This window comes from Actinoplanes sp. NPDC051537, assembly GCF_055586105.1.
The window spans coordinates 357,158-370,958 of sequence record NZ_JBVJIU010000007.1 but is presented as its reverse complement, the minus strand read 5'-3'; the positions used below and the strand labels follow the sequence as shown (position 1 = coordinate 370,958).

At 72.1% G+C, this 13,801-nt stretch carries 13 protein-coding genes; 4 read left to right on the top strand and 9 right to left on the bottom strand.

Translation table 11 applies throughout. From position 1 onward, the window contains the following. Positions 1–179: 179 nt before the first annotated feature. Positions 180–776 (top strand): redoxin domain-containing protein, encoded by a 597-nt coding sequence (locus tag ACZ6TB_RS19550; RefSeq protein WP_465555926.1) that lies wholly within the window; start codon positions 180–182, stop codon positions 774–776. A 412-nt stretch (positions 777–1,188) separates the two neighbouring features. On the opposite strand, the gene ACZ6TB_RS19545 is transcribed toward ACZ6TB_RS19550, so the two are convergent. The 3 genes from ACZ6TB_RS19545 to ACZ6TB_RS19535 form a co-directional block, all read right to left on the bottom strand. Then, a complete protein-coding gene (locus ACZ6TB_RS19545; protein WP_465555925.1) occupies positions 1,189–1,650 on the bottom strand; it encodes a hypothetical protein in 462 nt (153 codons plus the stop codon). Further along, positions 1,643–2,023 carry a hypothetical protein gene (locus ACZ6TB_RS19540; RefSeq protein ID WP_465555924.1) on the bottom strand — a complete coding sequence of 127 codons (381 nt, stop codon included), beginning with the start codon at positions 2,021–2,023 and terminating at the stop codon, positions 1,643–1,645. The genes ACZ6TB_RS19545 and ACZ6TB_RS19540 overlap by 8 nt, the downstream gene beginning before the upstream one ends. Before the next feature lie 70 nt (positions 2,024–2,093). Further along, a complete protein-coding gene (locus ACZ6TB_RS19535; protein WP_465555923.1) occupies positions 2,094–3,218 on the bottom strand; it encodes a cellulose binding domain-containing protein in 1,125 nt (374 codons plus the stop codon). Positions 3,219–3,339: 121 nt separating this feature from the next. On the opposite strand from ACZ6TB_RS19535, the gene ACZ6TB_RS19530 reads away from it, so the two are divergent. Further along, on the top strand, positions 3,340–5,550 hold the full coding sequence (locus tag ACZ6TB_RS19530; RefSeq protein WP_465555922.1) for a rhamnogalacturonan lyase family protein: 2,211 nt from the start codon (positions 3,340–3,342) through the stop codon (positions 5,548–5,550). On the opposite strand, the gene ACZ6TB_RS19525 is transcribed toward ACZ6TB_RS19530, so the two are convergent. Genes ACZ6TB_RS19525 through ACZ6TB_RS19515 form a run of 3 tightly spaced genes read right to left on the bottom strand, consistent with a single transcriptional unit; the run spans position 5,543 to position 9,494 of the window. Beyond that, positions 5,543–6,907 (bottom strand): (Fe-S)-binding protein, encoded by a 1,365-nt coding sequence (locus tag ACZ6TB_RS19525; RefSeq protein WP_465555921.1) that lies wholly within the window; start codon positions 6,905–6,907, stop codon positions 5,543–5,545. The genes ACZ6TB_RS19530 and ACZ6TB_RS19525 overlap by 8 nt on opposite strands. Next, on the bottom strand, positions 6,907–8,025 hold the full coding sequence (locus ACZ6TB_RS19520) for an FAD-binding oxidoreductase (protein ID WP_465555920.1): 1,119 nt from the start codon (positions 8,023–8,025) through the stop codon (positions 6,907–6,909). Before ACZ6TB_RS19520 ends, ACZ6TB_RS19525 begins: the two co-directional genes overlap by 1 nt. After that, positions 8,025–9,494: an FAD-linked oxidase C-terminal domain-containing protein gene (locus ACZ6TB_RS19515; protein WP_465555919.1), complete on the bottom strand. Its 1,470-nt coding sequence runs from the start codon at positions 9,492–9,494 to the stop codon at positions 8,025–8,027. The genes ACZ6TB_RS19520 and ACZ6TB_RS19515 overlap by 1 nt, the downstream gene beginning before the upstream one ends. A 179-nt stretch (positions 9,495–9,673) precedes the next feature. Between ACZ6TB_RS19515 and ACZ6TB_RS19510 the strand changes: the two genes are divergently transcribed. Continuing rightward, positions 9,674–10,369, top strand: coding sequence for a hypothetical protein (locus tag ACZ6TB_RS19510; protein ID WP_465555918.1), 696 nt, complete (start codon positions 9,674–9,676; stop codon positions 10,367–10,369). Between the two features lie 84 nt (positions 10,370–10,453). Here the strand turns inward: ACZ6TB_RS19510 and ACZ6TB_RS19505 are convergent, their stop codons facing one another. Further along, positions 10,454–11,659, bottom strand: coding sequence for a cytochrome P450 (locus ACZ6TB_RS19505; protein ID WP_465555917.1), 1,206 nt, complete (start codon positions 11,657–11,659; stop codon positions 10,454–10,456). Between the two features lie 185 nt (positions 11,660–11,844). On the opposite strand from ACZ6TB_RS19505, the gene ACZ6TB_RS19500 reads away from it, so the two are divergent. Further along, a complete protein-coding gene (locus ACZ6TB_RS19500; protein WP_465555916.1) occupies positions 11,845–12,249 on the top strand; it encodes a helix-turn-helix domain-containing protein in 405 nt (134 codons plus the stop codon). On the opposite strand, the gene ACZ6TB_RS19495 is transcribed toward ACZ6TB_RS19500, so the two are convergent. Beyond that, positions 12,200–13,297 carry an MAB_1171c family putative transporter gene (locus ACZ6TB_RS19495; protein ID WP_465555915.1) on the bottom strand — a complete coding sequence of 366 codons (1,098 nt, stop codon included), beginning with the start codon at positions 13,295–13,297 and terminating at the stop codon, positions 12,200–12,202. The two genes, ACZ6TB_RS19500 and ACZ6TB_RS19495, sit on opposite strands and share 50 nt — an antisense overlap. After that, a complete protein-coding gene (locus tag ACZ6TB_RS19490; RefSeq protein ID WP_465555914.1) occupies positions 13,294–13,761 on the bottom strand; it encodes a hypothetical protein in 468 nt (155 codons plus the stop codon). Before ACZ6TB_RS19490 ends, ACZ6TB_RS19495 begins: the two co-directional genes overlap by 4 nt. Between the last annotated feature and the right edge of the window lie 40 nt (positions 13,762–13,801).

Below are 13,801 nucleotides of genomic sequence, written 5' to 3'. Positions count from 1 at the left end.
GCCGGCCTCGTCCGCGCCGTCGCAGTCCGCGGCAGCCGCATCCTTGCCGTCCCGGTCCGCGCCGGCCTCGTCCGCGCCGTCCCCATCCCCGTCCCCATCGGCCGAGTCTCCGTGCGCACCGACCGTCGGTGGTCCTTATTCCTATCGGTAAGGTAGGCTATGGCCATGCGGGAGAGAAGATGACTGCGGCCGTGCACCGCCAGACCCACCCGGCCCCGGCCCCGAGCCGCTCCGACGACGAGTCGCTGCGCCGCCAGTTCGACCGCGACGCCATCTGGCACCGCATGGTCAAACCCGGCGACCGCCTCCCCTCGGCAACGTTGCTCGAGGCCGACCTGGGCCCGATCCACCTCGACCGCCTACGCCAGACCGGCGCGGTGATCCTCGTCTTCTTCCGCTACGCCGCGTCCGACCCGTGCAACGCGACGCTGGCCGCCTACCAGCACCGGCTGATCCCCGCGCTGGCCGACACGGACGCCCACCTGGTAGCCGTCAGCCCTCAGATCCCACAGCGGCTCACCGAGATCAAGCGCCGGCACGACCTGTCCTACTTCGTGGCCGCCGACGTCCGCCACACCCTGATCGACGCCTTCAACCTGGGCTTCCACACTCCCGGCGCCGACGTCATCCTGGGCGCGCGCCGCTCGATCCTCCCGTTCCCGGCCGTGGTGATCGCCGACCGCACCGGCACGATCCGCCACGCGACCGTCCACCCCGATGGCGCCCCGCACCCGTCCCCGGCCGAGGTGCTGACCGCGGTCCGAGCCTTGAGCTGACGACCGCGGCGCCGTTTGCTGACCGCGGTGCGTGCCCTGAGCTGACGGCTGCGGCGCCGCGCGCGAGCACAATCGGCTGACGACTGCTGCGGCGCCGTGCGCCGATCACGGTGCGCGCCCTGAGCTGACGCCTGCGGTGCCCTGTGCCTACGACGGTGCGCGCCCTGAGCTGACCGCCGCGGCGCCGTTTGCTGACCGCGGCGCCGCGATGGGCCGACTGCTGCGGCGCCGTGCGCGAACACAATCGGCTGACTGCTGCGGCGCCGTGCGCCGACCACGGTGCATGCAATGAGCTGACCGCTGCGGCGCCGCGTGCCGGCGACAGTGCGCGCCCTGAGCTGAGCGCCACCGTGCGCGTGCGCTGACCGCCGCGGGGCGATGGCCGGCAGGTGGCAGGCCCGATGGTGTCCGTCTACTCGGCGGCGACCTCCGATCGGGCGGCGGGCCACCTCGCCGGTCGCGGCCCGGCCCCCGCGACCGGGCCGTACGTCGTGTGCCCGGCCGAGAGATCCCGCAGCTGGTTGACCACCGAGATCAGCACCTGCTCGAACTGCGCCGGCTCGTCGGAGAGCAAGCCACGGAAGCGGGAACGGTCCTGCTCGACCCGGAGATCGTGCAGCTCGAAGCCGGCCACCTGCACCGCGTAGACCTGGAACGCCGACCACGAGCGCCACAAGCGGAGCTCGTCTCGGTCGTCCAGGTGGGCCACCCAGCGGTACTCCATGTCGTAGAAGCCGAGGCCGGCCCGCAGCAACGGGACCACCGTGGCGTCCAGAACCAGCGACGGACGGGCCGGCGCGGGACGCAGCGAAAGGGCCGGCTGCGCCCGCGCCGCGCTGGCCGGGCCGAACGTGAACGGTGGCCGCTCAGGCACGGGCGTCCTCGACGTGGACGACGGTGGGGGACCGCGCGTCCTGGTCGCGTTTGGAGCGGCCGGCCAGCCCCACCACGAGCGTGTCGTGCTGGTCGACCTCGTCGGGGGCGACGAACGTCAGCACGTCGGGATGGCTGCCCGTCACCACCCAGCCCGGCGTGTCTTCCAGATGGATGGTGCCGAAGTCGGCCGTCGGCGTGCCCGCCTCGACCGGCCCGAACTCGCGCAGGATCTCGACGGCCCGCGTCGCCAGGTCGCCGCTGCCCGGTTCGGCGAGCACGACGCAGGTGCCGTGCTCGAACACCACCCACGACTTGCCCTCCCCGGCGATGATGCGGCGCCAGGTCTCCACCAGATGATCCGAATCAGACATGCCGCGAGTATGCCGGAGGGGTACGACAAAAACTCGCGGCCGGGCGACCGTGCCGCCCGGCCGCGAAACTTCACGAAATGGCGGCCGAGACCGACGGATACCACTTGTTGGCGATCTTCACGTTCCCGGCGTCGTTCGGGTGCACGCCGTCGTAGGTGTCGGTGGCGTCGGTGAAGCCCGTCCACTGGTCGACCACGGTGATCGGCGAGGCCGCGGTCGTCTGCGACGCGGCCCACGCCGGGATCGCGGCGTTCAGGCTCACCACGCGCGCCGCGCACTCCGTACACGTGCTCGGATTCATCGGAATGATCTGCGCGACCAGGATCTTCATGCGCGGGTTCGAGGCTCGCATTTGAGAGACGAGCTTGGTGTACGCGGTGAGAATCGTCGACGCCGGCAGATTGCTCCACACGTCGTTCGTCCCGAAATGCATCATCACCACGTCCGGACGGGTGGCCGCGAGCCAGCCGACGAGCAGGTCCTGGTTGGCCACATTGGTGACCAGGTAGCCGCCGTGCCCCTCGTTCTCCCCGTCGTAGGTGAACCCGCATCCCTGCGGCGGCAGCGTGCCCACGAAGTCGACCCGCGCGGCCGGCAGCTTCTGCCAGAGCAGCGCCCGCCAGCAGCCCGGCGACCCGGTGATCGAGTCCCCGAGCGCCATGATCTTGACCGGGGAGCCGGCCGGGGGAGAAGTCGTCGGGGGAGTGGTCGGAGAGGTCGTCGGCGGCGTGGTCGGCGAAGTGGGTGGAGTTGTCGGCGCGGTGGTGGGCGTGGTCGTAGGTGGAGTGGTCACGACCCCGGTGCACGCGACACCGTTCAGCGCGAACGACGAAGGCACCGGATTGCTGCCCGTCCACGACCCGTTGAAGCCAAAACTAGCTACCCCATTTACCGGGATATTTCCGTTATAGGCCGCGTTCTTCACCTGGACGGACGCGCCGGACTGCGAGACCGACCCGTTCCAGAGCTGCGTGATCGACTGCCCGGCCGTGAACGTGAACGCGAGGGTCCAGCCGTTGAGCGGATCGCCGAGATTGGTGACGTCCACGGCCGCGCCGAAACCACCCGGCCACTGGCTGGAGATCGTGTACTTGACCTGACAGCCGGCGGCCGCCGAGGCCTGTCCGGCGGTGACGACGGTGGCCGCGGCGACGGCGGTGCCGGCCACGGCGAGCAGGGCGATTCTTCGACGCATCGGGGGTTCCTCCCGGAGGACGCGGGATGTGGGTGGGGAACGGCGGGAGCTTGACGAACCGACCGCGACCGGTCAGTCTGGGAGCGCTCCCAATCCATGACTGTAAATGTAAGGGGCCAGCGTGGCCAGCAGGAGAAAGATCGTCGCCGCCCTCGCCGTCGCCACCGTCGGCGCCGGGCTGCTGGCCGCCGCGACCCGGGCCGACGCCGCCGCGGGCTGCCAGGTCAAGTACACGATCTCCAGCCAGTGGCCGGGCGGCTTCGGTGTGGCCGTCGACGTCACCAACCTCGGCGACGCGATCAACGGCTGGACGTTGACGTTCACCTGGCCCGGATCGCAGACCATCTCCCAGCTGTGGAACGGCGTCGTGACCCAGACCGGCGCCACCGTCCAGGTGAAGGACGCCGGCTATAACGCAAATATCGCGACAAATGCCACGACCAGCTTCGGCTTCAACGGCAGCGGCACGGTCGCGACCCCGGCATCGTTCAGCCTGAACGGAGTGGCGTGCACGGGCGGAACGCCGCCCACGACCGGCCCGACCACGCCGCCCACGACCGGCCCGACGACCCCGCCGACGACGAGCCCGACGACCCCACCGACGACCCCGCCGACGACCCCGCCCACGACGGGCGCGCCCACCGTGAACGGGAAACAGGTCGAACGGCTGGACCGAGGCGTCGTCAGCGTCCACTCCGGCAGCGGCAACCTGATCAGCTGGCGCTGGCTGGCCACCGACCCGAGCGGCGTCGCCTTCAACGTCTACCGCGGCACCACCAAGCTCACCGCGAGCCCGCTCACCGCGTCGACCAACTACCTGGACCCGGGCGCCGCCGCCGGTCAGACCTACACCGTCCGCGCGGTCGTCAACGGCGCCGAGCAGGCGGCCGAGGGCCCGGCCCTGACCTTCGCGAACGGCTACCTCGACGTCCCGATCCAGAACCCGAACAGCTCGCTCTACACCGCCAACGACGCGAGCGTCGGCGACCTCGACGGCGACGGCAAGCTCGACATCGTCCTCAAGTGGGACCCGGCCAACGCCAAGGACAACTCGCAGTCCGGCGTCACCGATCCGGTCTACGTCGACGGCTACAAGCTCGACGGCACCCGCCTCTGGCGGATCAACCTCGGCCGCAACATCCGGGCCGGCGCGCACTACACCCAGTTCCAGGTGTACGACTACGACGGTGACGGCGACGCCGAGGTGGCCATGAAGACGGCCGACGCCACCGTGGACGGCGCCGGCCGGGTGATCGGCGACGCCAACGCCGACTACCGCAACTCCGCCGGCTACGTCCTGTCCGGCCCCGAGTACCTGACGATGTTCGACGGCCGGACCGGCGCGGCCGTGAGCACCGTCAACTACGAGCCGCCGCGCGGCACGGTCAGCAGCTGGGGCGACTCCTACGGCAACCGGGTCGACCGGTTCCTGGCCGGCACCGCGTACCTCGACGGCGGCCGCCCGAGCCTGATCATGGCGCGGGGCTACTACACCCGTACGGTCATCGTGGCCTGGGACTTCCGCAACGGCGCCCTCACCCGGCGGTGGACGTTCGACTCCAACAGCAGCGGCAACAGCGCCTACGCCGGCCAGGGCGACCACCAGCTGGCGATCGCCGACGTGGACCAGGACGGCAGGGACGAGATCATCTACGGCGCCATGGCGATCGACGACAACGGCGGCAAGCTGTGGAACACCGGCAACGGCCACGGCGACGCCATGCACGTCGGCGACCTCGACCCGTCCCGCCCCGGCCTCGAGGAGTTCAAGGTCGACGAGGACGGCAGCAAGCCCTCGTCCTACTTCGCCGACGCCCGCACCGGCCAGGTCCTGTGGACGACGGCGCCCAACGGCGACAACGGCCGCGGCGTCAGCGACGACATCTGGGCCGGCAGCCCCGGCGCCGAGTCGTGGTCGGCGGCCGCCGACGGCGTGCGCAGCCCGTCCGGCGCGGTGGTCGCCACCCGCAAGCCCGGCTCCACCAACTTCGTGGTCTGGTGGGACGGCGACGCCACCCGCGAGCTGCTCGACAGCACGCACATCGACAAGTACGGCACCTCGGGCGACACCCGCCTGCTCACCGCGTCGGACGTGCACTCGAACAACGGCACCAAGTCGACCCCGTCGCTCTCCGGCGACCTGTTCGGCGACTGGCGCGAGGAGGTGATCTGGCCGACGACGGCGAACAACGCGCTGCGCATCTACAGCACGCCGACGCCCACCGACCGCCGGGTCGTCACCCTGCTGCACGACATCCAGTACCGCGAGGCCATCGCCTGGCAGAACACGGCGTACAACCAGCCGCCGCACCCGAGCTTCGCCATCAAATAGCGACCAGCGCACGCACCCCCAGGTTCCGGATGGAAGCGTCCAGGACCTGGGCGGTGTGCGCCAGGGCGATCTCCCCGCCCTGCCGCTTCGCCGCCGCCGCGATCTGCATGAGACACCCGGGATTGGCCGTGACCAGCAGCGATGCCCCGGTCGCGAGCACGTGCGCGGCCTTCCGGTCGCCCAGCGCGGCGGCCGGCTCCGGGTTCAGCACGTTCCAGATGCCGGCCGACCCGCAGCAGATCTCCGGGTCGGCGATCTCCTTCAGCGTCAGGCCCGGAATCCCGGCCAGCAACGACCGCGGCTGCGCCCGGATGCCCTGGGCGTGCGCGAGGTGGCAGGCGTCGTGATAGGCCACCGTCATCTCGAGCGGGTGCCGGGTCGCCACCGGGCCGAGCTCGGCCAGCAGCTCGGAGAGATCGCGCACCTTGGCGACGAACGCACGAGCCCGCCCGGCGAACGCGGGGTCGTCCTCGAGCAGCACGTCGTACTCCTTGAGCGACGACCCGCACCCCGCCGCGTTGACCACGAAGTAGTCCATGCCGGTCTTCTCGAACGTCGCGATCAGCCGCCGGGCGAACCGCTGCGCCTCCGGTTTGCGTCCGTTGTGCACGCTCAGCGCGCCGCAGCACCCCTGCGACGGCGGGATCAGCACGTCGCAGCCCTCGGCCGCCAGCACCCGCACGGTCGCCGAGTTCACGTCCGGGAAGAACGCGCTCTGCACGCAGCCGGTGAGCATGCCGACGACCGCCCGGCGCGTGCCGCGGGCGGCGACCCGGGCGGGTGGCCGGGGCACGCCGCGCAGCCGCGGCGCGAGCGATTCCAGCGTCGCGAGGGTGGGGCCCAGGCGATCGAGGAGACCGCTGCGGCCCACCAGCTTCTGCAAACCCGAGGCCTGGTACGCGCGAAGCGGCCCCCGCAGCAGCCGGAGCCGCCGCGGATAGGGGAACAGCGCGAAGATCGCCGAGCGGAGGGCACGGTCCTTGGCCGTACGCGGATGCCGCCGTTCCACCTGCGCGCGGGTGTCCTCGATCAGCCGGTCGTACTGCACCCCCGACGGGCACGCGGTCACGCACGACATGCAGCCGAGGCAGTGGTCGAAGTGCTCGACCATCGAGTCGCTCAGCGGCTCCCCGCCGACCCCCTGGTTCATCAGGTAGATCCGCCCGCGCGGCGAGTCGGCCTCGGCCCCCCACAGCACGTAGGTCGGGCAGGTAGGCAGGCAGAACCCGCAGTGCACGCAGTCGGCGATGAGCTCCGGCCGTGGCGGGTGGTCGTCGTCGAACGCCGGCCCGCCGCCGTTGACGGAACCGAGCACGTCGCGCGGCGGCTCCCCGGTGCCCCAGGTGGCGTCGACCATCAGATCCCTCCCACGAACCGGCCGGGGGAGAAGCGGCGCCCCGGGTCGAACTGGTCCTTGATCCGCCGCATCAGCGCCAGCCCCGGCACCGGCCCCCACATGTCGAGGATCTCGCGCGACCCGGGCGGCGCCGTGAGCACGACCGCGTGCCCGCCGAGCCGCACGCATCGCGCCCGCAGCCGCTCGACCTCGGTGATCCCGGCCGCCCCCGCGTAGAGCACGCCGGTGCCGGCCGACCCGCGCACCGGGTCGCCCTCGGACACCAGCTCGGGCACCGCGGAGATCGGCACCGACAGCTTGAGCCCGATCCCGCCCGCCTCCCACGGATCGGCGCCCCACCACGGCGGCGGGTCCTCGGCTACCTCGCCGGCGAGCAGCTTCGCCAGCAGGCCCGATCTCTCCCGTACGCCGCCGGGCGTCCCCTCGATCAGCACGGCCAGCTCGCCCGACGCGGAGTCGATCTCGATCGCGGCCGGCGCCACCCGCGCCTCGAGCACGCGGGCCACCTCGCCGGCCGGGGCCTGCGCCCGCACGTACGCCGCCGCCCGCGGCCGCGGATGCAGCCGGAACGCGCACTCGGTGATCAGGCCGAGCGTGCCGTACGAGCCGGTGTAGAGCTTGCCCAGGTCGTACCCCGCGACGTTCTTCACGACCTTGCCGCCCGACTTGGCGACCTTGCCGTCGGGCCGCACCACCGTGATGCCGATCAGCAGGTCGCGGGTCGTGCCGTAGTGCAGCCGCCGCGGCCCGCTGGTGTTCGTCGCGACCGTCCCGCCCACCGAAGCGCCCGCCGGCCCGTCCAGTGCCAGCACCTGGTCGCCGAGGGAGATGTCGGCCAGCGGCGTCCCGGCCCGGACGATCGTGATCAGGTCACCGGCGGCGTGCTCGACCACCCCGGCCATCCGCCGGGTGTCGATGATCAGGTCGAGTGCCGCCGGCGGCGGTCCCCAGTCGAGCTTCGTGCCCGCGCCCCGCACCACCACGGTCAGGTCCTGCGACGCCGCGATCAGCGCGGCCGCCTCGGCGGTGTCGGCGGGCGCGGCCACGAGCCGGGCCGTGACGCCGCCGACCACGTCCTCGTCCCCGGCCGGCCGGGTCAGCTCGTCGAGGGCGCTCATCAGAACACGTCCGCGCCGTGCCACTCGGGCTTGGCCTCGAGAGCTTGATGCCGGCCCGGCCGCTCGCCGCACAGCCGGGGCGTGGGGAAGATCTTGCCCGGGTTGGCGATGCCGTCCGGATCGAACGCGCACCGCACCAGCTGCATGGTGTCGAGGTCGTCGTCGGTGAACATGCGCGGCATGTACTTCGCCTTGTCGGCGCCCACCCCGTGCTCGCCGGTGATGGATCCGCCGTACTCGATGCAGAGGTCGATGATCGCGCCCGAGGCCGCCTCGGCCCGCTCGGCCTGCCCCTCGACCGCGTCGTCGAACAGCACGAGGGGATGCAGGTTGCCGTCGCCGGCGTGGAAGACGTTCGCCACCCGGACGCCGTGCTCCTCGGCCAGCGCGCCGATGCGGCGCAGCACCTCGGGCAGCTCGGTCCGGGGGATCACGCCGTCCTGCACGATGTAGTCGGGGCTGATCCGGCCGACCGCCGCGAACGCCGACTTGCGCCCCTTCCAGAACAGCGCCCGCTCGGCGTCGTCGGCCGCTATCCGGATCTCGAACGCGCCGTTCTCCTCGCAGAGCCGGCTCACCTCGTCGAACTGGGCCGCGACCTCGGCCGCCGGCCCGTCCAGCTCGACGATCAGCACCGCACCGGCCCCCTCCGGGTAGCCGCAGGCCACCGCCGCCTCGGCCGCCTCGATCGCCAGCGCGTCCATCATCTCGATCGCGGCCGGCACCACGCCCGCCCCGATGATCGCCGACGTCGCCGCGCCGGCCTGGTCGGTGCCGTGGAAGGCGGCCAGCAGCGTCCGCACCGACTCGGGCAGCCGGGTCAGCTTCACCGTCACCTCGGTCGCGACGCCGAGCGTTCCCTCCGACCCGACGAACGCGCCGATCAGGTCGTAGCCGGGCGGGTCGAGCGCCCGCCCGCCGAGCCGCACCACCTCGCCGTCGGGCGCCACCACCTCGAGCCCGGTCACGTGGTTGGTCGTGAACCCGTACTTCAGGCAGTGCGCGCCGCCCGAGTTCTCCGCCACGTTGCCGCCGATCGAGCAGATCTGCTGGCTGGACGGGTCGGGCGCGTAGTAGTAGCCGTGCGGCGTCGCGGCCCGGGTGACGTGCAGGTTGATGACGCCCGGCTGCACCACGGCGCGCTCGTCGGCGGGCGCCAGGCCGAGGATGTCGCGCATCTGCGCGGTCACGATCAGCACCCCGTCGGCGTGCGGGAGCGCCCCGCCGGACAGCCCGGTGCCCGAGCCGCGGGCGACGAACGGCACCTTCGCGTCGGCGCAGGCCCGCACCACGGCGGCGACCTGTCCCGTGTCCTGCGGCAGGGCGACCAGGGCGGGCACCACCCGGTAGTGGGCGAGGCCGTCGCACTCGTAGGTGCGCAACTCCTGCCGGTCGGTGATGACCCGCGCCGCGCCCAGCTCGGCCCGGAGCCGCTCGGCGAGTTTCTCGATGGCAGCCACCTGGGACATCTCAGCCACCTGCGACCCCCTCACCGACGACGAGTCCTCGGTCAACCTAACCCGCCACACCGGCGGAAGCCATGCCGGAATCCTGCGCCCGGCCCCTGGGGGAGAGTCCAGTGCGAAGCCACCTCATCACGCTACGTAGACGAGTCGGCGAGGGGCGGATCATCTGCGAAGATGGCCGGATGTTCGTGACCCCCCGAGCCGCCCGGGCCGCCGTTGTGGCTGCTTGCGCCCTTGCCGTGACGGCCGCCTGCAGCGGCTCCGACGACCATGAGCAGCCCGATCGGCGGACCATCACGACGACCACGATGCGTGGCGCCTTCCTCCAGGCCGCCGAGGTCGGGCCGACCTGGAGCGCACCCGAGGAGAGCGCCGACCCCAACCAGCTGGTGAGCATCTGCGGCGGCACCGCCCCCGCGCCGACTGTGCCCCCGGGTGGTCAGGTCGTCGCGTCCCCGCTCGTCGACGAGGGGGAGAAGGGTGCGCAGACGCTCGAGCAGATCGCGATCGTCTACGGCGACAAGTCCGGCGCCGACGCGGCCCTCGCCGGCCTGCACGGTGTGGCCGACGGCTGCGCGAAGACGGTGTCGGTGCCGGCCGTGAAGACCAGCGACCGCAGCGAGCCGGCCTACACCGAGACCGTCCAGGTGCAGCCGCTCGACCAGGGTGGATGGACCGGGTTCGTGGTGATCCGGCACAAGAAGTACGACCCGGCGCACCCGGGCACGGCCGACACCGCCGTCACCATCGTGCAGTCGGCGAACGTGGTGCTCGTCGACGCGTACGCGATCTATCAGTTGAACAGCGCGACCCCCGCGCCCGGCTTCGCCACCGACTGGCAGAAACTTGTCGGCACGGTCGTGCAGCGCGTGGGATAGACAGACCCGCCCGGCTTCGTCTAATGTTCGGCGTGCGCCGTTGAGAGTTCTTCCCCCGTGGAATTCTCAGCGGCGTCTTAATTTTCACCCGAAGGTCACCGGCAGCGAGGTGAACCCGCGGATGGTGAGGCTGTCGCGCCGGCCGGGCGTCCCGTCGAGGCGCAGGCCCGGGAAACGCCGCAGCAGAGCCGGAAAAGCGACCTGAGCCTCCAAACGGGCCAGTGGTGCGCCCAGGCAGTAGTGGATGCCCCCGCCGAACGAGAGCGGCGCGTTGTCCGCCCGGGTCAGATCCAGCCGGCCCGGTGAGTCGAAGCGTTCCGGGTCGCGATTGCCCGCTCCGAGATAAGCGACAATCCGGTCACCGGGCGAAATGTCGACACCACCGATCGACGTCGGCTCCCACGCCACCCGCCCCACGAGCTGCACCGGCGAGTCGAACCGCAGCAGCTCCTCGACCGCGGTGGCGGGGTCGGCGAGCAGGGCGGGAATCTCCGACGGGGAAGCCAGCAGCGCCACCAACCCGTTGGCCAGCAGGTTGGTCGTCGTCTCGAAACCGGCCGCGAACAGCAGCGCCGCCATCGTGAGCAGCTCGTCCTCGGAGAGCCGGTCACTGCCCTCCTCGACGGCGACGAGCGCGCTGATCAGGTCGTCCCGCGGCGCCCGGCGGCGGGCGCCGGCCAGCGACGCCAGGTAGGAACGCATCGTCGCGGCGGCGGGGTCGGCACGGGCGATCACCTCGGGGGTGATCGTGTCCAGCAGCCGCGACCAGTCCCGTACGAGCGACTGGAATTGCCCTCGATCTTCGGCCGGAACCCCGAGCAGCTCGCCGATCACGTTGACCGGCAGCGGAAACGCGAACGCCGCGATGAAGTCGGCCGGCCCCGAGAGCGGCGCCAGCAGGTCGTCCACCATCCGCTCGATCGCCGGGCGCAGCGCGTGGACCCGGCGGGCGGTGAAGGCCGAGCTCACCAGCCGGCGCAGCCGGGTGTGATCGGGCGGGTTGATCGCGAGCAGGCTGGTGAACAGTTGATGAAGAGCCGGGTGATCCTTCCAGTCCGGCAGCCCGACGAATGCCAGCATGTCCGCCGGCATGTGGCCGAGCCGGGCATCCCGGGTGACCGCGGCGCAATCGGCATACTTCGTGACCACCAGCGCGCCGTCCTCCGCGCGCAGCACCGGGGAGATCTCCCGCAGGCGGTCGTACCGCGGGTACGGATTTTCCCGGCCGACCAGCGTCGTCAGCTCGCCGAGCAGGGCAGAGACCTCGGGTCCTTCCACAATGTCCACCACCCGGACGACGTTACAAGGGGCGGGGCTTGAGCGAGGGTGGGTCGTGACTTAGGCTCTTGGCGGTCTCATCAACCACAGTTTATGACGTCCTACATCGGGGGATGTGCATGGGCGCGGCGCGCGTCCCTGCTCATGGGCGTCGTATGGTCGGGACAGATCGATGGCGGGACGGGGAGGAGGGCGTGGTGGGCGCCTTCTCCATCGCCGAGAAACTTGACCGCCTGTTCCGCCAGGTCCGCGACGCGGGCCGGGCGGAGCCGAGCTACATGGCGGTCGCCGAGGCGATCCGCAGCGGCCAGGGCGTGGCGATCTCGCACACGTACATCTGGCAGCTGCGCACCGGCCGGCGCGACAACCCGACGGTCCAGCATCTGACCGCCCTCGCGACCTACTTCGGCGTCCCGGTGTCGTACTTCCTGGACGACGAGCAGACCCGGCGGGTGGACGCCCAGCTCGACCTCCTGCGGTCGATCAGCGACGCCGGGGTCACCGAGATCGCGTTGCGCGCGGCCGGCGTGTCGCCGCGCGGCCGCGAGACGATCAGCGAGCTGATCCGGAAGGTCTGGGAGTCCGAGCAGCGGCAGCCGTGACGCGGCGCCGGCGGTAGGCGCGGCTCACCCGGCTCAGCCACGCGACCTCGTCCGACATCTCCGGCCCGACCGGTGCGAACGCCTGGGTGCCGTCGACCGGCGGATGCCCCTCCGCGCGCCGGCGAAGCGCGAGCCGGATGGCCGCCGCCTCCGCCTCCGGGGTCTCGTGGGACATCTCCGGCAGGTAGGGGCGCAGCGCCAGCATCCCGTCGCGGATCTCGATCACCCGCCGGTAGAGGCGCAGGTGCACGTCGTCGACGCCGGCCAGCTCGATCACCGCGCGGCGCGGCGAGAACAGGATGACCTCGGGGAACGCGTCGCGCATGGCGGTCCACAAGGGCCTGAGAACCAGGAGGCTCCGGTACGCGGAGAGCACCGCGCGCGCCCGGCGACCGGCCGGCACCAGCCCTCCCGAGACCGCGAGCAGCGTGCCCACGCCCTGCAGGGAGCGCCCCCACGGCGCCACCGTCTCGAAGTCGATCGGCACGCCGGCCCCGCGCAGCACGATGAGGATCGTCTTCGCCGCGGCGTACATCGCGATCAGGGCCGTGCCGACCGCGGCCGTGCGCAGCCCGAGCCGGGGGAGTCCGGCCGGCGCGTCCCGGGCCACCGACCAGAAGAGCAGCGTGGTCGTGATCAGGACGGCCCCGAGGTAGACCTCCAGCACCGCCCAGTAGGCGACCGCCGCCGGCGACAGGTGGCCGGCCAGGCTGGCCGGGCGGGGATCGATCCCGCCCGCGACCGCGTCCAGCACGAGCATCGTGACCAGCACCGTCACCGTCAGCGCGAGCTGCCACCGCAGCCCGCCGGAGCCGGCCAGCACGGCCAGGAAGCGCAGCAGCACGAACGCGGCGACCACGCCGAGCAGGTGGGTGAGGATCGGCCAGTCGACCGCCCGGGCGACCGGGGGGAAGGTCGACGTCTCGGTCAGCGTGCCGGCGAACAGTGTCGCCCACATCGCCTGCTGCCGCCGGTCGCGCAGGAGGGTGGGCACCCGCGCCACGGTCGCGCCCCACAGGAGCGTCAGGAGCGCGACGTCGAAGATCACTCGGCGTAGCCGAAGGCATCCGCGACGCGGCCGGGCGTGCCCGGCGGCGTCGCCGAGCGCCCGCGGATCAGCGACGCCACCATCTCGGCCTCGCGCTCCTGCTCGCAGGTGTAGCTGACCCGGCCCAGCACCCGCCGCACGGTGGCCGGGTCGAGGTCGGGGAAGAGCCGGGCGAACGCGCCGTCGGAGCCGGAATGGCCGCAGATCATGTGCGCGAGCTCGTGCAGCACGATGTGCTCGGCGTGCAGGGTCGAGGTGCCCGGGTCGTAGAAGACGTGGTCGGCCTTGTCGGTGGCGATCCAGAGCCCGCACGGCGCGTCGGCGCTCAGGCCCGGGACCGGGCGGCGGATCAGCGGGCGGCCGCGGCCGGCGGCGAGCTCGGCGCAGAACGCGTCGAGGTCGAACGGGCGCGGGACCCGGATGCCCCGCAGGCGCCGCTCGCTACGCCACCGCAAACCTTTCACCGCCGAAAGGCTACCCGCAGGTTCGTTTGCACGGAACTGC